The following is a 20,442-nucleotide window of genomic DNA, read 5'->3' on the forward strand; positions in this document are numbered from 1 at the left end:
CTCCCGTAGTTAGGACTGATAATCCCTCAAACTTTTTTGTTCCATCTCAATAAACTCCTCGGACTCAATATCATTTATATAAGCTGCACGTGGGCCGGGGTACTCTTTCATTTTCCAGCCTAGCATGTTTTTATTCCCTCCATAAACTGGATCCGCATATGCTCCTTCTATCGTCAATTGAAGTAGTAAATTAAAGAAAGTCCTCGAATCGATCCCAGGCATTGCAATTTCACCATTTTCAAAAGCCGTTAATATTTCGTCTTGTTGTTCACCCTCTAACTGATCAAAGGATGTCCCATATTTTTCTTGACTCACTTGATCGATTGTTCTTATTCCAAGTAAAAAAATTTCTCCACGATTTAATCTCGTTTGATAGCGCGGTGTTGGAACGTCTGGCAATACATCCGTATTTGGTCCTTGTTCAGACTGATCACGATCCTTCTTTTCGTAATCCCGAACAAAACTCGTTTGTAAAAAAGGTCCCTTCATATATACTTTTGCATTTGTTCCCCATGAACTATTTAATTGCTTGTCAATAAAATACGGAACCGCAAGCTCAATCGCTCCAGGTCCACTATCATCTTTTGGAAATAGTCGCTCTGTGGCCGCACTTAAAATAGTAAAATCTTCTTTCCGATCAAAAAACATTCTTGCTTCTTGAAGAGTGGCAGTATCTAAATCTTGAACAGGTGTGTTCGTTCTAGTTTGAAATTGATTTGTTAGAAAACTCCCAATTACTGATCCACCAACAACACCACCAGCTAAAATCCCAGTGTTTTTTATAAATTTTCTACGACTCGGGTCATACTGCTCTTTATTTTTTGAATCATTATCTGACACGATCGTTCGCCTCCTTTTAGTCAATTATGCATTATTATTTTATTTGAGTTATCGTGTAGAGTAATAAAGTAGGTGGGATAAAACTTAGCAAGTGGAAGATGCGAAACTTCTAGTCGGTAGAAGGAAGCTAATGAAAAAATCCTTTACTTGGAGTTCGTCGTGGGAAACGAGTATATTCCATTTGCGATTAGAAAGTAATACTTCCACACTATTTTCTAATGATGATTATTTCTTTAAATAAATGTAAACTTATTTTGTACTATTTTTTAAAAAGTATTACTCCCCCCCTTTAAAAGAACAGCGATGAGAGTATTATGCAACTTTTACCAAAAAAGTTGGAATGTTGGGTGGTTCCGTTTTTAATGTTTCAAGGACAAGCCGGAGAAGCCATGAATGATTCCCATAACATGGATGATTCCAAAATTGTTCATTTACAGAGATGATTTCTACGTAAAGAGTGTAATTTGTCTTTTACACTTCTTTCTCTTTTGATTGACCACATGATTTCATAAGAGGAAATAGATTCGATTTAAGAGGATTTTTATTAATGGTAGAGATGAATTGATGCTATTTGATTAATAAACAGAGTAAGTTTGTCATAGCAATTTGCATTTCCAAAGTGAAACAAAAAAGATAGAGAAGCCAATATTTTCTGCTTCTCTATCCAAATAAAGATTATATTTTTGATAAAAACTCTTCTATTTTTTGTTCAAATTCAACTGTTTCCATTTCATGAGCTTTTATATGACCAACATCAGGGACAAGCCAAAGTTCTTTTTCCCCACTAGCTTCTTCATAAATTTTCTCTCCCATCCAAGTTGGGACTAGTTCATCGGCCATTCCGTGAATGATAAATAAGGGTAGCTTATTTTTCTTCACTTGTTCGATCGTTGACACTTCCTCAAAAAAGTAACCAGCACGAAATTTCGTCACAACACTTGTAATATCAAGTAGTGGAAAAGAGGGTAAACCATAAATATGTTTTAACTGATGAGCTAACTCCTCTTTCATCGTGGAATAGGCACTATCAGCAATTACTGCTTTTACTTGTTGAGGTAAGTTTTCACCGCTCGTCATTAAAACAGCTGCCGCCCCTGCTGAATTTCCGTGCAATACGATTTCCTCTATCCCGTAATCTTCCATTAAAATATGAATCCATCCAATAAGATCAAAGCGATCATGCCATCCGTATCCATAGTATTTACCTTCGCTTTCTCCATGTCCTCGGGAATCGGGCATTAAAATATGATAACCATGATCATGATAAAATTTCGTATAGTCTCCCATCACTGACTTATCTTTACGAAATCCGTGTACAAGAATGACCGCTTTTTTGCTATTTTCTTCATCCTTGATAAAATCAGCCTGCAAAAGTAAATCATCATAAGAAGTTTGAGTTATTTTTTCTGGATGTTGTTCCTCATACCACAATTGGGCTTCTCGTAACAATTGTTCATCGGCAGAAGATTGTGCACTTGCTACGATTGTTTCATCCTCTGGTTCAGTATGTAACTCAACTTCCGATCCACGTTTTACACTTTCTCCATAAAAAAAGTTACCAATAAATAGTAAGATGGTTACTAAGAAAGCTATCACACTTGCCAAAATGATTTTTAGTCTTCTTTTCACTTTACCTACCCCCATTTGAAACCGTTTACCTACTTTTTACTTTATCATAAGTTCGATCAGAAATGGAGAGATTTTTAAATGAAAAGAAGATAGGAACCGTTTTCCCCAAAAATGAATCTTTCATCTTAGATAACTTGGCTTGCCAAACCTTTACCTAATAGCGAGGATGAATGTTCCACTTCCGATGGATAAAGATAATGTTTATTGCGACGGATCATGACAATCCGAGGATGTCGCGTTTTTAGTTAGTAAACAATAAAGTGATTCTTATCTGCATAAAAAACTGCCTAAATCAGTTTAGACAGTTCCTTACTTAAGTTGGAATGAAAATGAAACATGATCTTGAATTGGAATCCAAGCACCGATGCCTTGTTTCGTTACATTTTTAATGACAATTTCTTTTTCCGATCCTTTTAATTGTATATATACTTCTCCAAATGTTATTTTTCCTTTTTCATTTACGGCAGGAGAAAACGCATGTAAATAGCCGATTTTTTTCGTTGGAACGTTATAGAAATTATCTAGTTTGGTATTCGTACCAACTACTGTTGAAAATGAAAGAGGTAAATTTGTTTTTTTCGTTGCTTTTTGTAACATCATTTTTTTAATAATTTCTGGATGTTCAATTTTATTCGTTAATGCCCCTTTTGTCTCCTTTTGATTTTGTTGTACATATCGTATTTCTTGAACAACATCCCCACCAATATTATTTAGTTCATTTTTATTTATTGGATCATAATCCCAAATAACAGATGTGTTTTCTGATTGATAATTTAATGGCCATCTCCCAAGGTATACATGCGCTCGATAACCAAATGCAATTGGAGTCGGCTTGATCGTTGATTCATTTAATAATTTAATAAGGTCAGGGTTATCAACTGGAATATCTACTCCATCCAATAACTCTTTTGTCATCTTACTCGGTTCAATTACTTCAAAATCTTCTGATGTATTTGGAAAGGTATTTTCCTTTGAGATAGATAAAACGTTTTTCGGCAGTTTAAAAGCCTCTTCTTTTTCTTTCTCTTGTTTCTCTTGTTTCTCTTGTTTCTCTTGTTTCTCTTGTTTCTCTTCGGCAACAATCGGTCCATCTACTATATAAATCGAAGCTAAAATGATGATACAACCCAATAATAATAGTTTAATCCGTTCCTTCATCTATCCATGTCACTCCTTTTCAACTAGTTTTTCTAGATAGATGAAATTTATACATCATGAAAATTGTCAAAAAGACTGTCTAATCGATTTTTCGGGCTGTACAGCTTTTCCTATTTACATTATTTCTTTTTTGTACTGCTAATAGAGCGATCATTTCAAATATTATATTGGCTGCTAATGATGCCGTAATGTTGCTCTGGTCATGCATCGGTAACACTTCTACGACATCAAACGCGACAAAATGGATGTCCGTTAATCCTCGTACAATTTGTAATGCTTCTCGTGACATAACTCCACCTATTTCTGGAGTGCCAGTTCCAGGTGCAAAGGCAGGATCAACAAAATCAATATCAAATGTTAAAAATACAGGTGCATCTCCCACCCGTCTTTTAATTGTCTTGATTAATTTTGGTATACCCATTTCAAATAATTCGACGGAACGAATAACTTGAAAACCTAATGTGGTAGCATCATCAATTTCTTCAGGTCCATCTAGCGATCCGCGTAAGCCTACCTGGATAGAATGTGATGTGTCAATTAACCCTTCTTCAACCGCTCGTCGAAATGGGGTTCCATGTGTATATTTCATACCAAGGTGAATATCACCAACATCTGCATGAGAATCAAATTGCAGCAAGGCAACAGGTCCATATTTTTGGGCAACGGCTCTTAGTTCCCCCAAAGTGATCGAATGATCTCCACCCATTACAATTGGAACGATGTTTTTCTCTAAAAGCGGTACTAGATAATTTTCCATCCTTTTATATGATTCATGAATATCTCCAGGGATAACTGGAACATCACCATAGTCAATCCCAGATACATATTCAAAAAGATCAATTTGATGGTCATATGAATAAGTTCTCACCAATGGAGAAGCATTTCGAATTGCTTCTGGCCCAAAACGTGCACCAGCTCGAAAAGAGGCTGCCGTATCAAAAGGAACACCGACAATCGCAAAATCAAGTTCTTCACACAATTCTTCAGACGGTAATCGCATAAAAGTACGTATACCAGTAAACCTTGCATGTAAGGACGGATCTACTGGTCGAAATTTCTTCGTCATCTTACTCCCCTTTCTCAAAGTTCCTTATTTATATAATTCCTTTACTGCGTAAATAAGTCGATCAATTTCTTCTTCTGTATTATATGGAGCAATACCCGCCCGTACCAAGCCACCATTTACACCGAGCTTTTCAATAAGTGTCATTGCGTAAAAATCGCCATATTCTAAATGGAGTGCATCTTTTTGTGCTAAATGATGGCAGACCATTTTGGCTTCCATTCCTTCTACTTGAAAGGCGACGGTCGGCGTTTTAAGAACATCTTCTCCTGCCTGATAAAGGATGGCATGATCGATTTTTGCCAACCCATCCCTTAATCGGTCAGCTAAATTATTTTCGTAACGGACCATTTTTTCATAAGCGGAAACGAGCTGTTCACGAAGTAAATTTCCTTCTCCAATACTTGCAATAAAACGGATTGCTTCTGTTACACCGATAAGTCCTTCGAAATTTAATGTTCCAGTTTCTAATTTTTCGGGGAATTCAGTTGGTGCAGGAATTAATTTAAACGGTTCAAGAGCATGAAACACTTTTTCATTAATCGCGACGACCCCAATATGGGGGCCAAAAAATTTGTATGCTGAACAAAATAAAAAATCTACACCTAAATCATGAAAATGTAACGGAAAATGTGGTACAGCATGAACTCCATCAAGTGCAACTAACGCACCTACTTCTTTCGCTCGATGAATAATAGAAACATAATCATTTATCGTTCCAATAGCATTGGAAGCAAGACCGAGTGCAACTAATTTTGTTCCTTCCGTAATGAACTGCTCGATATTATTTAATGTTAATGTTTTTGTTTCTGGATTTAAAGGAAGCTTATGTACCGTTAAATTAGCGGATTTAGCTGCTGTAATCCACGGATCAATATTTGCATGATGATCCATTTCTGTAACAACAATATTCCCTTCTTCCCCTTCCCATTGCTTACTTAACGCACGCGCAATTCTAAAGGCTAAGGTTGTCATATTAGCCCCAAATGCGATATTTTTCTTATCCGCCCCTAATAAAGTTGCTACATGCTCACGCGCGTTATTAACAAGCATCGCAGTTTCTCTAGAAGTTGGATACACTCCTCCAAGATTTGCCACGCCATTTTTCATATAGGTAGCCATTGCATCAATAACTGATTTTGCAACTTGTGTACCACCTGGGCCATCAAAGTAGGCTACAAAGTGGTCTTGTTCAATTCTTTGTAAAGCAGGAAATTGTTCACGTATTTGGTCTATTGGATACAAATCGATTGCCATGTTGATCTCCTCTCCTATTAGGTCGAATATGTAATTTTGCGAAAATTCACATGCTTTTCTATTTATATAGTACATGAAATTATTTTATTTTTCTACATCTTATTTACTATTAACACGGTGAGAAGCGCCTTCATTTACCAACAGATTTTTTTGAATCATTAACAAGATAATTGTCATTAAATTGTTTTAAATAAGTGAGTTTTTATCTTGACTCCAAAAACCTAATTTATTATAATGAATTTAAATTTATAATTATTATAAATAAGATTCAAATGCTTTTATCACTTGAATTATAAAGGTTTTTTGAAACTGATTATTGTTCTCAATTAGATTTACAATTAACTTTATTCATGGAATTTACAAATTGATTCTCAATTAGATATGGAGGAATGAAAATGACAACCGAGACAAAAGTAAGCAATAAATTACATGTTACAAACAGCAAGGAAGAAAATGTGTTTTTACAAAAGATACTAACTCACGGTGAATTAATCGCTGCCTTACTTAGTGGTGGAATTATTTTAACAACTTGGGCTTTAACAGATCTTATTCCCTATGCAGCCTGGGTTGTGTTGCACATCATTGCTTTTATCATTGGAGGATATGCACAAGCAAAAGAAGGAATTATCGATACGATTGAAGAAAAAGAATTAAATGTTGAATTGTTAATGATTATTGCGGCAATTGGATCAGCAGCCATTGGTTACTGGACAGAGGGAGCAATCTTAATTTTTATTTTTGCACTTGCAGGTGCACTTGAAACATATACATTAAATAAAAGTAATAAAGAGATTTCTTCCTTAATGGAACTTCAACCAGAAGAAGCGCGAATGATCGAAAACGGTGTGGAAAAAATGATCCCAGTTTCACAATTACGTATAAATGATTACATTTATGTTCGAGCAGGTGAACGAATTCCAGCAGATGGTAAAATTACCAATGGATCAACATCAGTAGATGAAAGTCCAATAACCGGGGAATCTATCCCAGTTACGAAAGAAATTAATTCAGATGTTTTCGCTGGCACGGTTGCATTAAATGGATCGATTACGATTCAATTGACAAAAGAAGCACATGAAACTACTTTTCAAAAAATAATTGAAATGATTCAATCAGCGAAAGAAGAGAAGTCACCAGCACAATTATTTATTGAGAAATTTGAAGGGACGTATGTTAGAACTGTCTTAATTTCGGTTGCCATCCTTATGTTTTTGCCATATTTTCTATTTGGCTGGTCTTTAACAGAAAGTATTTATCGGGCAATGATTTTACTCGTGGTCGCCTCCCCATGCGCACTTGTCGCATCCATCATGCCTGCAACATTATCAGCTATTTCAAAAAGTGCTAAAAACGGGGTACTTTTTAAAGGTGGCGTACATGCTGAAAGCTTAAGCCAAATGAAAGCAATCGCATTTGATAAAACTGGTACATTAACGAACGGAACACCAGAAGTAACCGATGTATATGTACATCCTGATTATAATGAAGCAGAAATACATGAGGCTGTCGGAGCGATTGAAAATGAATCTTCCCATCCACTAGCAGTAGCGATTAAATCATATAGTTTGGATTTCTTAGAGAAAAGTCAGTTTGATGTGACAGTAAAAGAAATGAAGACTGTTAGTGGTAAAGGAGTTATTGGTTTCATCCGTGATAAACAATGGTTTGTTGGTAAAGAAAATTTTGCTAGTCATAAAAACACTACAGAACATTTTTACGGAACTAAAGCAAGCGAATTGGCGAAAGAAGGAAAAACAATTGTCTATGTTGGACTTAATGATCAAATTGTTGCTATTTATGCATTAAAGGATACGGTAAGAAAAGAAGCGAAAGAAGCAATTGCTGCCCTTAAAAAGCGTGGAATTTATACGATTATGCTAACAGGTGATAATGAATTAACGGCAAAAGCAGTGGCAAAAGAAACTGGAATTAACGATTTTGTAGCCGAATGTCTTCCAGATGAAAAAGTAGTCTATATTAAAAATTTAATTAAAGAACATGAAAAAGTCGCGATGATCGGTGATGGAATCAATGATGCACCAGCTTTAGCAATTGCTGATGTTGGAATTGCAATGGGAGAAGGTACAGACGTAGCACTTGAAACAGCAGATGTCGTTTTAATGAAAAATGATCTATCGAAAATTACCGAAGCAATTAAAACCTCAAGTAAAATGAATCGAATTGTGAAACAGAATGTATTTTTCTCATTAGCTGTTATTGGAGTATTAATTGTCTCAAACTTTTTCCAAGCAATTGACTTACCACTAGGAGTCATTGGACACGAAGGAAGTACCATTTTAGTTATCTTAAACGGATTACGTTTACTGAAGTAAATAGGAAAAAGGCAGAAAAGGATAATACCACCTTTTCTGCCTTCTTCAATATAACTCAACTTCCGTAGAGTAAAATGAACAAAACCGCCTTCGTAGAATGAAGTGGGATGAAAATACAGAGCTCAAGTTGACTTTGGATGAACTGTTTGCAGGAACAGTCTGTTCTACATCTGAACTCCACACACACTTTTTACAGCTATTGTCACGCATTTGAACGAAGCTATGCAATAACTTAAAATAGTGAATATACCATCGCTACGGAAATGCACTCCGCTTTCACCACAGGGCATAAGAGCGACATCTGTTCTACCTGCGCTATCGCTTGTTTTCACAGAGTCTTCTTTACCGTGGGCGGCTGTTAAGCCTCCTCACTCGTAATTAAAGGAAGGCCAACGTCGGCATACCCCTTGCCGGGGCAGGGTCTTATCTAGGCCTATCCTGAGGGCACTGAAAAAGTCCCCAAGGTTTGTGTACATGTGTTTCATCCGAATCCACTTCGCTTTCCGCGGGCAACGCCTCAACTAATTTCAAACGTTTTATTCAAAACGTTTGAAATGGATTTTCGGCTGTTGCTTTTCCCACAGGAGTCTCCGTGCCTTTCCTTCGCTGGTAGTGTGCTAATAAACAGTACGATACTCGTGCTTCTACTATTTTGGTAGTTGTTTGGAGCGAAGGATCATTGACTCCTGCGGGAAAAGCAAATGTTCTTCGATGGGACGAGTAAGCGCAGTCCCAGTCCAACTTGTCTGAAGACCCCACAGCGGTGGTCTTTCCGCGAGGCAGGTTAAGTACGCGACGTCCTGTCGCAACACCTGCACTAGCACGTCCTGTGCGTCGGAGGCTGAAGCCGTGCCCGAGGAAAGCAGTGATCCGCAGCGGAAAACAACCTAGCAGTTACTGCGCAGTTTATATCTTATGTGTAACAAACAACAAATCTATTTGGTAGGAGAAGGATTCGTAATTCTATTTTTTGAAAACAACTTATTCTACAAAGATTGTCAAGGATATCATTAGAAACATCCCAAGCTCATCCAAGCCGACTGCTTGATCTCACTTTATTGATGTGAAAGTTGAATATATAATATTTAACACTATTGTTATTCTACTATTCTTTCACTACGATCTTTCATATAAGCGTTAATTACTCCGCCAGTTGTAATAATAATGCCAGATAAATAAAACCAAATCATTAAAACAATAACCGTTCCTAAACTTCCATATGTTGCTGAATAATTTCCGAGTGTGTTTACATAAAAGGCAAAAACTAATGAGGTAATTTGCCATAAAGCGGTAGTAAACATTGCTCCCCACATAGCATGTTTTATCTTGATTTTTTCATTTGGGGCTAACTTATATAAAATAAAAAATACGATAAAAAATGTAATCGTTGAAAAGGTCCAGCGAATGAAATTCCAGGATTGGATCAAATCATAAAGCCCGAATAACCCGAACACTTTTTCACCTATGATCCTACCGAAAACAGATAGTAGTAATGCAATAGCAATAACTAAAACTAATCCAATCATTAAACCAAAAGCAACTAACCGATTGACAAAAAATGATCGTTTTTCATCTACCCGATATGCTTTATTAAACGATTTCGTAATGGCATTAAAACCATTTGAAGCTGACCAAAGTGTACCGATAATCCCGATAGATAAAAGTCCCCCACTACGATTCGTAATGAGATGTGTTAAATTGGCATCAATCATCGCAATTACTTCTTCCGGAAGATATGTTCCAAGAATTTCAATGATTGCCCGATCATCTATCGGCAAAAAGCCTACAAGTGTAACTAGAAAAAGTAAGAAAGGAAACAATGATAAAAGAAAAAAGTAAGCTAATTGTGCGGATAAGCCTGTCACGTCCGCCTCATCAATTCGTTTCATTAATTCTTTTCCGAATTGAATCGTTTTCGACATCATCAACATCCTTTCTCAATCCACTGTTTCCTTCGATTCGTTAGATTACTTTTTTAATACTTTATTTAAGGAACTTTCTACCTGTTCAAGCGCATTTACAGCACTTCCAGTATTACTTTCAATCGTTTCATTTAAAGTAAGTACTGTGTCCCGAACAGTGCTAACTGCCTCAGAAGGGTTTTTTGCATAGTAAGAAAGTGTATTACATGACGAGGTTACTAATTCTTTTGCATACTTTCTTGCATCTTCATTTAATAAACTAACTAATCCACCGAGAGAGGCTCCAACAACAATTCCTGTTATTAACGTTCTTTTCCCCATATTCATAACTCCTAATCCTTTAGTTGATGTTTTTTCGTAATATTAGTTAACAATTGTTCACATGCTTCATTGATAAGTTCGTATGTGTAATCAAAATCACCAGTATAGTAAGGGTCTGGTACATTCACTTCGCGTGGACTTTGTACAAACTCCATTAATTTACAGACTGTAACACCTTCACCTGGAATGTTATATTCAGACATTAAATTAGTCATATTTTGATCATCCATTGTAATAACATAATCAAAGTCTCTAAAATCCCCTTGAAAAATTTGTCTCGCTGTCATTCCTTCATACGATATGTTCAACTCATCTAATTTTGCTCTCGTACCTTTATGTGGTGGTTTTCCACTATGCCACAGAGCCGTACCAGCCGAGTCTACTTCTATTTTTTGAGCCAAACCTGCCTGATGAACCTTTTCACGAAATACTGCTTCAGCCATTGGTGATCGACAAATATTTCCTAAACAAACAAATAAAATCCGTATCAATGTAAACCATTCCCCCTTAATAGTTTAACAAATTTCTTTGGTGTTATTTTATAAATAGGCAGGAAGGAAAATAAGTTATCAATTACGTCTCGGCACATTTACGTCAAGATTTTTCAATTAAACAATCTAAACGATTGGCTCAATACATGTTGCATCATTATTTCTAGCATTATTCACAACATTGCTCACTGTGTAAGATGATAACTCCTCTGTTTCGACTGTTTGCAAAAATTGATGGACATCGAATGCCGATGAAAAAGGTTGTTCTATCCAAATATCTTCTTTATCTTTCGGTAAAATAATCGGCATTCGATGATGAATATCTTTCATAAAGTTGTTTGCATCTTTCGTAAGTAACGTACATGTAAATAATGTTTCGTCTTCTTGCTCCCATTTATCCCAAAGTGCTGCAAACGCAAAGAGTTCTCTATTTTTTAATTGAATTCTCTTTGGTACTTTTCCCTTTTCCGTCCGTTGCCATTCATAAAAACTATCAGCAATGATAAGACAATGCTTTCTACCCATTAAATGTTTAAAACTTGGCTTTATATGGGCTGTTTCACTACGAGCATTCATCATTTTATAACCGATTTTGACATCTTTCGCCCACGATGGGACTAGTCCCCAACGTAAATAACCAGCCCGTCTTTTTTCACCGTCAAATATAATCGCAAGCACATTTTGTCCTGGAGCAATATTATAACTTGGTTGATAGGAGTCAATTGCGTATGGAATCTGAAATCGTTCTTTTATTTTCAATTCATCTGCAAGTAACGTATAACGACCACACAAAAGCGCCCCTCCTATCATAATAAAACACGCGAGTTACGAAATATGTACTACTCTAGTATTGCCAATCATATCATGGAGCCCTTTTTTTTCATTTGAAAATGCGACGACAAGATAAAGTAGCTTTAAAATAAACATTATATTATAAATAAATCGTCCGACAACTTCTCTGAACACAAGATCATTCCATGATAATGAATCACTACTTTCGCTAATGACACGAATACCAAGAATCATTTTCCCAATCGTTTGCCCGAAATATTTCGTCATAAGTAAAAAGTAAATGTAATAGACGATCGCACCTAAAATACCGTTTACTGTCCATAAACTAAGTTCTATAGGGTACCCATTATTGATAAAGGCCAATGGGCTAAGTAACAGACCATTTAAACTAAACACGATAATTACATCAATGAGATACGCCCAAAATCGCATCCAAAATCCAGCATATTTATATTCTACATTAGGTGAAGTTGTAAGTTGATTTTGCTTTATTTCCGTTTCTTCTATCTCATTTTCATTATAGGAATCCATTTTCTTACCCCCTTCACTCAGTATATGTACATCGCACGTGGTTTATCAGATTGTCTTAATAAGGACATGACAACATCAAGTTCCGAATTTTTTCCTTGGATCAAATTTTGTGCTTTAACAGCAAACATATTAAAGAAACCAAGACCATATCCATATTGAATTACTTGTGCATCTTCCAAATCATAATCAGCTCTTACTGCATTTAATGTGTCGTCAAACGTTCCTATTTCATCAACTAATCCAACTTCTTGTGCCTGTCTTCCTGTATATATACGTCCATCTCCGACTTCTCGCACTGTTGCTTCATCCATTTTTCTGCCATCCACAATTACTTGAACAAAATCATCGTACATTTCATCAATAATGGATTGTAAAATTTCTTTTTCTTCTTTTGTCATATCGCGTGACGATGACATAATATCTTTATGTTTTCCACTTTTAATTGTATTAAATGTAACACCATATTTTTCAGCCAAGCCTGCGAAATTCATATTTTCCATAATGACACCAATTGAACCGGTAATTGTAGCTGGTTCAGCAAAAATTTTATCTGCTGGTGCAGCAGCATAATAACCACCTGAAGCAGCCATGGAACCCATTGAAACATAAAGCGGTTTATCAAATTCATCTTGCATTTCAGTTAGCGCACGATGAATTTGGGCTGTTTCCCCTACGGCTCCGCCTGGAGAATTAATTTGTAATATAATCGCTTCAACTGTTGGATCTTCTGCTGCTTGATGAATCATACCGATAAACTCGTCATGCTGGTATTCTTGTGTACTAAATAATGAATCATCTCCACCCATAATAATTCCTTCTAAATTAAGGACAGCAATTCGACTATCCCAGTCCCCATCAGCGATAATTTCTTCATCAAAATAATAATCATCGAACGTAAAAACATCATTCAAAAACCCAGATGCTAAATTTATGGTAAATTTAAATCCGATTGAAACAAATAATAATACAATTGCTAAAACTAGGGCTAACCATCGTTTTGTATTCATCTTTTCTAAATCAATCCTTCCTATGTAGAAACTTTTAGTCTATATTAAAATCGTACAATAAATCAAATGTAAATACCACTGTTTGCATTATTAAACATAGCCGAAATAATGAATATTTTTTTTGGAAGGCGAGTTTTTAAGATTCGCCAGATTTATTGCAAGATGCGCCAGATAACTGACAAAAGAAGCCAGGTAAACTGCAAGAATCGCCATATCTTTAGCAAGATGCGCCAGTAAAATTCAAACTTGCGCCATATTACAATAACCTTTTTGGGAGATTTGAATCGTGGAAAGAAGTCCTTTTAGATGGAACCATCATTTCACTTGTTCTAACTTCTAAAAAACGGCCATTAGTCAATAAAAAATCCCGAACAGAGATGTTTCATCTTGTTCGGGAATCGTAAACTTATTTACCAATAAATTGTTGTGTCCAATGATTACCTTGTTCTACATAGCCAACACCGATATGTGTGAAGCTACCATTTAAAATATTTGCACGGTGCCCTTCACTATTCATCCAAGCATTTACTACTTCCTCTGGTGTACGTTGTCCTTTTGCAATATTTTCACCAGCTGAACGATAATTAATCCCATATGTCTTCATCATATCAAATGGAGAGCCATATGTAGGGCTATTATGGTCAAAGTAATTATTTGCTGCCATATCACGTGATTTTTCTCTCGCTACTTTACTTAACTCGTAATCAACCTTTAATGCTGGTAAACCATTTTTCGCTCTTTCTTGATTTGTTAAATCAAATACTTGCTGTTCAAATTGATTTAATTGACCTTTTTCTTCATTTTGATTTTGATTATTATTTTGTTCCGCTTGCTCATTGTTTCCTTGTTCCACTTGTTCATTTTGCTCTGGTTGTTCAGGTTCTTGTGGCTGTGGTTGTTCAACTTCTTGTTCTGGCGCCTTGTCTACAGGTTCCTCAACAACTTGATCTTTTTTCGGTTTTGAATTGTTCTTCCAACCGTTTTCTTTTTGTTTCCAAGAGCTGTCGTTCCACTTTACATTCCATTTGGCTAAACAATTACTAAGAAATTGTTCTAACTCGGCATATTGATCTTTGTCTACTTCTCCTTGATTTACGTATCTATTATTCTCTTTCTGTGTGTCTACATCTTCTTCATTTGCTGATGCACCTACAGTTTGTCCAAAGCTACTAGTTACTAAACCGACAGTTAAAATTCCTACTATTAATTTATACTTCTTAAACATTACTTGCACTCCCTTAAATTATTTGTGATAACATCATATCATCCATTTTTCGTAACAATGGAGCCAGTCATTTCCAGTTTTTAAAATATGGACTCCACCTTTTACAAAGCTTGATAGTTCAATAGTTTCTCTTGTACCCAAATATGGGCAAATGGGTTAAAACTAGACTTGTTACCATTTGTTACATGCTATTTCCTCTTGACAAAATTTAAAACATCCTATTTTATTACAAAAGTATTAATAGCTGTAATTTTTCTGTTACATCTTCCTAATATTTCAGCATACCTATTTACAAAATTTTTAAAATACTATAAACTAATCAATAGGAAGATTCTTTTCACTAAGAATAAATAACGAAACAACTGCCTAACTTGTTTACAATTTAACGCCTAAATTGTCCCAACAAGTAAAAGCCAGTTTTAAATTAACTTAAGGATTTTAAGTTAGTTTGAGCTGGCTTCTTTTATTTTATATAAGGAGGTGACTATTTCAACATGCCTCATGCATTGAGTGGAATAAAAATTTTAGATCTATCACGTGTCTTAGCCGGACCGTACTGTACAATGATTTTAGGTGATTTAGGGGCTGAAGTAATTAAAATTGAATCACCTAATGGTGGTGATGATACACGCAGATGGGGACCACCTTTTCAAAATGAGGTTAGCGCATATTATCTTTGTGCAAATCGGAATAAAAAAAGTATCACGATTGATTTAAAGTCAAAGGAAGGGATTGAACGGGTAAAACAACTTATTATAGAAGCTGATGTTATTATTAACAATTTTAAATCAGGCACCATGGAAAAATTCGGATTAGACTATGAAGCCATTGCCTCGATCAATAAGCGAATTGTTTACTGTTCCATCACTGGATTTGGTGAAACTGGTTCATATAAAGATATGCCAGGTTATGATTTTATTATCCAAGCAATGAGTGGGTTCATGAGCATTACGGGAACAGAAGCATCTGGACCGCAAAAAGTTGGTGTCGCAATTGTCGATGTGCTTACAGGACTGTATGCTACGATTGGGATTCAAGCTGCCTTACTAGAAAGAGAGACTTCGGGAAGAGGGCAAAAGCTAGATTTATCACTTTATGATTCAGCCGTCAGTGCACTGATTAATATAGGAAGTAATTATTTAATGAATGGAAAAATTCCTGGACGGCTCGGTAATGAACATGCGAATATCGTTCCTTACCAAACATTTATCACATCAGATGGAGAGATGGTTATTGCTGTTGGTAATGATCATCAATTTAAAACATTATGTACCATGATTGGTCATCCGACATTAGCAGAAAACCCAAAATTCATGACGAATCCCGCCCGAGTTGAGCATCGTAACGAACTCGTTCCTATTTTACAACGTGCCTTTTTACAAAAAGAAACGTCTTATTGGAAGCGCTTATGTGATGAACATACTATTCCTTGTGGGCCGATTCAAGATTTGGATCAAGTTTTTCATGATGTACAATTAAATGAAAGAGAAATGTTTATACAAAGTGAACACCCGACAGCCGGTACGATACGAATGATTGGTAGCCCACTAAAACTATCAAGGACACCCGTAACATATCGTCATCATCCACCTATTGTCGGAGAACATAATGATGAAGTTTTTAAAAATTAAGGAGCTGATCTAAGATGGATTTTCAATTTACAGAAGAGCAAAATATGTTAAGAAGTTCAGTAAGAAGTTTTGTCGATAAGGAGATTATGCCTCATATTGCAGAATGGGATCGTGCCGGAAAATTCGAACCTTCCATTATGGAAAAATTAGCGGATCTAGGGTTAATGGGGGTTTGTATTCCTGAAAAATATGGTGGAAGCGGAATGGATTATAATGCACTTGCCATCGTTTGTGAAGAACTAGAACGAGGCGATACCGCATTTCGAACAGCGGTTTCTGTACATACTGGGTTAAATAGTATGTCGATTTTACAATGGGGGACCGAAGAACAAAAGCAAAAATACCTCGTCCCACAAGCGAATGGAGAAAAAGTTGGAGCTTTCGGTTTAACAGAACCGGCAGCAGGTTCAGATGTTGCTGCCATGCAAGCAACTGCAGTAAAAGATGGCGATTACTATATGTTAAACGGTCAAAAAACATGGATCTCGCTCTGTGATATTGCTGATCACTTTTTAGTATTTGCCTACACAGATAAATCGAAAAAGCATCACGGTATTTCGGCATTTATTGTGGAACGGGATTGGGAAGGCTTTTCCTCTAAAGCGATTAAAGGAAAATTAGGTATTCGTGCTGGAAATACTGGAGAAATATTTTTTGACAACTTGAAGGTACCAAAAGAAAACCTACTTGGTGAAGAAGGCGAAGGGTTTAAAATTGCGATGGCCTCTCTTGATAATGGCCGTTTTACCGTTGCTGCTGGTGCCGTTGGGCAAATTATGGCTTGTATGGAGGCATCTGTTGACTATTGTCACGAGCGAGAAACGTTTGGAAAACCAATTGGAAAGCACCAACTTGTCCAGCAAATGATCGCTAATATGGAAGCAGGATTACAAATGAGTCGCCTCCTTGTCTATCGTGCAGGAGAACTTAAAAATGCTGGAAAAAGAAATACGAGGGAAACGTCACTTGCTAAATGGCAAGCATGTGATTTTGCAAACAAAGCGGCCGATGATGCTGTACAAATTCACGGTGCTTATGGCTTCTCGGACGAATACCCTGTAGAAAGATATTTACGAAATTCGAAAGCACCTGTTATCTATGAAGGAACAAGGGAAATTCATACGGTTATGCAAGCAGAATATGTTTTAGGTTATCGACAAGATAAGCCACTGAATAAAATGTTACCAGCTTGGGAACAAGATTAAAAAATTCACAAGTCAAAGTGATATGCCCCTTTAACTAAACGAATGTCCGTTTACTTAAAGGGGTAAATTCAATCGCTGATTGTTTTAAAACAGTTCTGTTTGTTTAGTTAAGATACAATCATTTCCAACGGGACTCCTTAGCCGTAGACCTTAACGATGCTTCTAGCTCCAATACGGAAATCAGCGTAACGGATGCTAAGATTATTACAGAAAGACTTATACATTTCTTTGCATAAACTCTTTTTTTGAAATAGCAATTATCTTTGGGACTAGAAGTTCCGATTTCGTTTGTAATCTTTGTTTCCCTTGCAAATGGACAACAAACAATAACAAACACAAATATCTATTTACAAAAAAGGAAAATGGCCCCTTAGGAATATTGATAACGTTAAATCCAAATCTTTTAGCCCCACGATGAATGATTGAAACCCCGTATAAGCCCTTTATTTGTTTATATTTCGGGTGATTTTGTATATATGTGCTCGTTTTTCGCAATGAACTTTCCGTTGCCCGAACCATTTGAACAGCTAGTTGAAGAGGTGATCGACACTTTATCGCCATATTAAAAAGTATTTTATTATTTAGATGGAGTTCCAATATATGGTCTCCCTTTTTTATGACCTCTCCATCTGACAAGTGAATCGGTTTCCCTCGGTATGTTCGAACTCTTGCACATAATAATGGATTCTCCTTATCTATAGGTTGTATGTGAAAAAATTTATAAAATAATTTATCCCATAACATCCATAAAGAAATGATTAATTTCTTCTTTCTACTCACTAGCTATTCCAACTCCATCATCTGATCGATTCGAACACATGTATACCCACGGTGACATATTTCATGAAATACAACTTCCAATGCTTGGATCATATAAAATGGTGCGTCTTGATTGGCTCCCAAAGTTTCACCACTATCATGTAAAAGCACAATTGATCCGTCCTTAATCTTATGTAGCAACTTACGGATGATTTTTTCACTTCCACCTTCACTTCGCCAATCACCAACCATTAAAGACCATAATATGATACGATATTGTTTGTGTAAAAAAAAGTCAAAAAGATTAAGCAACCCCCAGGGTGGTCGGTAATAGCTAGGACGTACACTAGTAAGTTGTTCAATAATGACAGCTGAACGATTTAGTTCTCGACGTATCGTCCACGGTGTCATTAACCAATTTGTTTGATGTGTATAATTATGAATTCCGATTAGATGACCTTCTTGATACATACGACGGATTAGCTCGGGATTCTTTTCCGCCTTCGAACCGAGTACAAAAAAAGTGGCTTTAATATCAAATTTCCTTAGAAGATCAAGTAATTTCGGAGTATACATTGGGTCTGGTCCATCATCAAAAGTAAATGCAACTTTTTGGGCTGATGTACCTTTACGAAATACACCAAGACCAAACCCAGCTGAAAATATTCCTGGAATCAGTCCATACAATAAGAAAAAAACGATGAAGATCCAAAATATCACTTTTCTCAAGTATAGTCTCCTCCCTACTTTATCGACCCAATAAAAAGTAAAAAGATAGTATTCCATCTACTAATGAAGGATTAAATGATTCTTTAGCTATTTTGACTAATGAACTAGCACTACAACTGTCCAAAAGAATCAATTCTTTCCAAGCTTTGAGTTTCTTTCTCACTTGTCGTATTTCTCGTTCGCACAATAACATTTAATGCAGCTAAAAATGATGTTTTCATATGAATTCGTTTTCCATTCTCGATCATCTGCTCTAACTGTTGGGAGTTATTTAGTAAATTCGATATATTAGCCTTTAAATCATTAAGGTTCTTCACGTGAATCGCAGCTCTTTCCCGTACTAAAAATGCAGTATTATCTTGCTCTTGTCCAGGTAGAGGTTTATAAAAGATCATTGGTAATCCAGACGCCATTGCTTCAGTAGTCGTTATTCCGCCAGGTTTTGTAATCATCACATCTGATATTGCCATCAATTCATGAATATAGTCAACATACCCGGTTAAATGAATTTTCCTATTAGAGTATTTTACTACCCTTTTCATTCGATGAAGTAATTTCTTATTATGCCCGCAAACAATAATAAGCTGGATAGATGATGGTAAAGTGTCTAACTCTCTTATAATATTATCCCCAATGATTCCATATCCTCCGCCCATAATCATAATAATTGGTAAATCTTTCTTAAATCCAAATTGGGACGTTAACTCATTTCGTGAATAACTTTGATAAAACTTTGATTTAATCGGAATTCCTGTAGCAGAGATTTTAAAGTGCTCAACTCCCTGTTCAATTAATGCTTGACGTACTAAGCTTGAACCAACAATATAATGATCTATATAAGGGTGGAGCCAAAGACTATGATTCGTATAATCAGTAATAATTGTTACAGCTGGAATATTTGTTAAGCCATGTTCTTTTAATTTTGATATAACTCCAGATGCTATCGGAAACGTACTCACGACAAAGGTTGGCTGAATTTCTTCCAATAACTTTAGCATTTGTAGCATCCTAAATGAAAAAAATTTGTTTAGCTTTTGAGTAAAAGAATTCCTCCGACGTGTTTTTTCATAAAAATGACCGTATAAGCGCGGAAACTTTATAATTCCTTTTAAATACACATTCCGACTTATCGAATAGAAACATGGGGAAATCCATTCCATAAAATCCACAATGATTGATTCTATATCTTCTGAAGCCTGTGTAGCCTCGTGGATTGCTTTAGCTACCTGGCGATGCCCTTCACCAAACGTACAAGTTAAAATAAGTATTTTATCTTTTTTCTCTACTTTTACTTCTTTTACCGATTCTTTCACTTTTTTATCACACCTAAAGGACAATTTTCTAGCTCATAGAGAGACTTTTCCCTTTCCTGTCTCTTTCTATACCTTATTCGGATTAATTTTCGATTATGAGGGGCAATAATGGAATGGAATATAAAATTATCAAGAAGAGGAAAGGAAAAAGGTTCTAAAAAAGTGTGATAATAAAGCAAAACAATATTATTTTTGTTAAATAAAAATGAGACTGACACAAAAGTATTTCATTAAAG

The 20,442-nt window shown here is 35.9% G+C and carries 18 protein-coding genes; 3 read left to right on the forward strand and 15 right to left on the reverse strand.

All coding sequences use genetic code 11. The annotated features are described in order from the left end of the window. Positions 1–9 precede the first annotated feature (9 nt). The 5 genes from DFR56_RS19200 to DFR56_RS19220 all read right to left on the reverse strand — a co-directional run bounded on the left by DFR56_RS19200 (position 10) and on the right by DFR56_RS19220 (position 5,947). On the reverse strand, positions 10–840 hold the full coding sequence (locus tag DFR56_RS19200) for a gluconate 2-dehydrogenase subunit 3 family protein (RefSeq protein WP_110397073.1): 831 nt from the start codon (positions 838–840) through the stop codon (positions 10–12). Between the two features lie 675 nt (positions 841–1,515). Further along, positions 1,516–2,469 carry an alpha/beta hydrolase gene (locus tag DFR56_RS19205; protein WP_110397074.1) on the reverse strand — a complete coding sequence of 318 codons (954 nt, stop codon included), beginning with the start codon at positions 2,467–2,469 and terminating at the stop codon, positions 1,516–1,518. Positions 2,470–2,778: 309 nt separating this feature from the next. Beyond that, positions 2,779–3,627, reverse strand: coding sequence for a YfkD famly protein (locus tag DFR56_RS19210; RefSeq protein ID WP_110397075.1), 849 nt, complete (start codon positions 3,625–3,627; stop codon positions 2,779–2,781). Positions 3,628–3,706: 79 nt separating this feature from the next. Further along, the gene (gene speB / locus DFR56_RS19215) at positions 3,707–4,693 is read right to left on the reverse strand and encodes an agmatinase (RefSeq protein ID WP_110397076.1); all 987 of its coding nucleotides are present in this window, start codon (positions 4,691–4,693) and stop codon (positions 3,707–3,709) included. A gap of 24 nt (positions 4,694–4,717) precedes the next feature. After that, entirely contained in the window at positions 4,718–5,947 is a 1,230-nt protein-coding gene (locus DFR56_RS19220; protein WP_110397077.1) for a cysteine desulfurase-like protein, read from the reverse strand. A gap of 395 nt (positions 5,948–6,342) precedes the next feature. Here DFR56_RS19220 and DFR56_RS19225 point away from each other — a divergent pair, with 395 nt between their 5' ends. Then, positions 6,343–8,280 (forward strand): heavy metal translocating P-type ATPase, encoded by a 1,938-nt coding sequence (locus DFR56_RS19225; protein WP_110397078.1) that lies wholly within the window; start codon positions 6,343–6,345, stop codon positions 8,278–8,280. Positions 8,281–9,377: 1,097 nt separating this feature from the next. Here the strand turns inward: DFR56_RS19225 and DFR56_RS19230 are convergent. From DFR56_RS19230 to DFR56_RS19260, 7 genes are all read right to left on the reverse strand, one after another. After that, on the reverse strand, positions 9,378–10,202 hold the full coding sequence (locus DFR56_RS19230; protein WP_110397079.1) for a YihY/virulence factor BrkB family protein: 825 nt from the start codon (positions 10,200–10,202) through the stop codon (positions 9,378–9,380). Positions 10,203–10,247: 45 nt separating this feature from the next. Then, positions 10,248–10,523, reverse strand: coding sequence for a YtxH domain-containing protein (locus DFR56_RS19235; RefSeq protein ID WP_110397080.1), 276 nt, complete (start codon positions 10,521–10,523; stop codon positions 10,248–10,250). A gap of 11 nt (positions 10,524–10,534) precedes the next feature. Then, positions 10,535–11,014 carry a low molecular weight protein-tyrosine-phosphatase gene (locus DFR56_RS19240; protein ID WP_110397081.1) on the reverse strand — a complete coding sequence of 160 codons (480 nt, stop codon included), beginning with the start codon at positions 11,012–11,014 and terminating at the stop codon, positions 10,535–10,537. A gap of 126 nt (positions 11,015–11,140) precedes the next feature. Beyond that, on the reverse strand, positions 11,141–11,806 hold the full coding sequence (locus tag DFR56_RS19245; RefSeq protein ID WP_110397082.1) for an SOS response-associated peptidase: 666 nt from the start codon (positions 11,804–11,806) through the stop codon (positions 11,141–11,143). 33 nt (positions 11,807–11,839) lie between these two features. Beyond that, a complete protein-coding gene (locus DFR56_RS19250) occupies positions 11,840–12,337 on the reverse strand; it encodes an RDD family protein (protein ID WP_110397083.1) in 498 nt (165 codons plus the stop codon). Between the two features lie 17 nt (positions 12,338–12,354). Further along, positions 12,355–13,344, reverse strand: a complete 990-nt coding sequence (gene sppA / locus DFR56_RS19255; RefSeq protein ID WP_110397084.1) for a signal peptide peptidase SppA — start codon at positions 13,342–13,344, stop codon at positions 12,355–12,357. A 406-nt stretch (positions 13,345–13,750) separates the two neighbouring features. Next, positions 13,751–14,569 carry a CAP domain-containing protein gene (locus DFR56_RS19260; RefSeq protein ID WP_110397085.1) on the reverse strand — a complete coding sequence of 273 codons (819 nt, stop codon included), beginning with the start codon at positions 14,567–14,569 and terminating at the stop codon, positions 13,751–13,753. A 494-nt stretch (positions 14,570–15,063) separates the two neighbouring features. On the opposite strand from DFR56_RS19260, the gene DFR56_RS19265 reads away from it, so the two are divergent. Next, a complete protein-coding gene (locus DFR56_RS19265) occupies positions 15,064–16,200 on the forward strand; it encodes a CaiB/BaiF CoA transferase family protein (protein WP_110397086.1) in 1,137 nt (378 codons plus the stop codon). Positions 16,201–16,214: 14 nt separating this feature from the next. After that, positions 16,215–17,405, forward strand: coding sequence for an acyl-CoA dehydrogenase family protein (locus DFR56_RS19270; protein ID WP_110397087.1), 1,191 nt, complete (start codon positions 16,215–16,217; stop codon positions 17,403–17,405). 216 nt (positions 17,406–17,621) lie between these two features. Here DFR56_RS19270 and DFR56_RS19275 read toward each other — a convergent pair whose 3' ends face one another. The 3 genes from DFR56_RS19275 to DFR56_RS19285 form a co-directional block, all read right to left on the reverse strand. Next, positions 17,622–18,185 carry a YkoP family protein gene (locus tag DFR56_RS19275; protein ID WP_110397088.1) on the reverse strand — a complete coding sequence of 188 codons (564 nt, stop codon included), beginning with the start codon at positions 18,183–18,185 and terminating at the stop codon, positions 17,622–17,624. Between the two features lie 3 nt (positions 18,186–18,188). Continuing rightward, complete coding sequence (locus DFR56_RS19280; protein ID WP_342353176.1) at positions 18,189–18,884, reverse strand: polysaccharide deacetylase family protein; 696 nt, start codon at positions 18,882–18,884, stop codon at positions 18,189–18,191. 119 nt (positions 18,885–19,003) lie between these two features. After that, positions 19,004–20,206 carry an MGDG synthase family glycosyltransferase gene (locus DFR56_RS19285; protein WP_110397090.1) on the reverse strand — a complete coding sequence of 401 codons (1,203 nt, stop codon included), beginning with the start codon at positions 20,204–20,206 and terminating at the stop codon, positions 19,004–19,006. Positions 20,207–20,442: the final 236 nt, after the last annotated feature.

Source organism: Pseudogracilibacillus auburnensis (assembly GCF_003201975.1).
Classification (GTDB): domain Bacteria; phylum Bacillota; class Bacilli; order Bacillales; family Amphibacillaceae; genus Pseudogracilibacillus; species Pseudogracilibacillus auburnensis.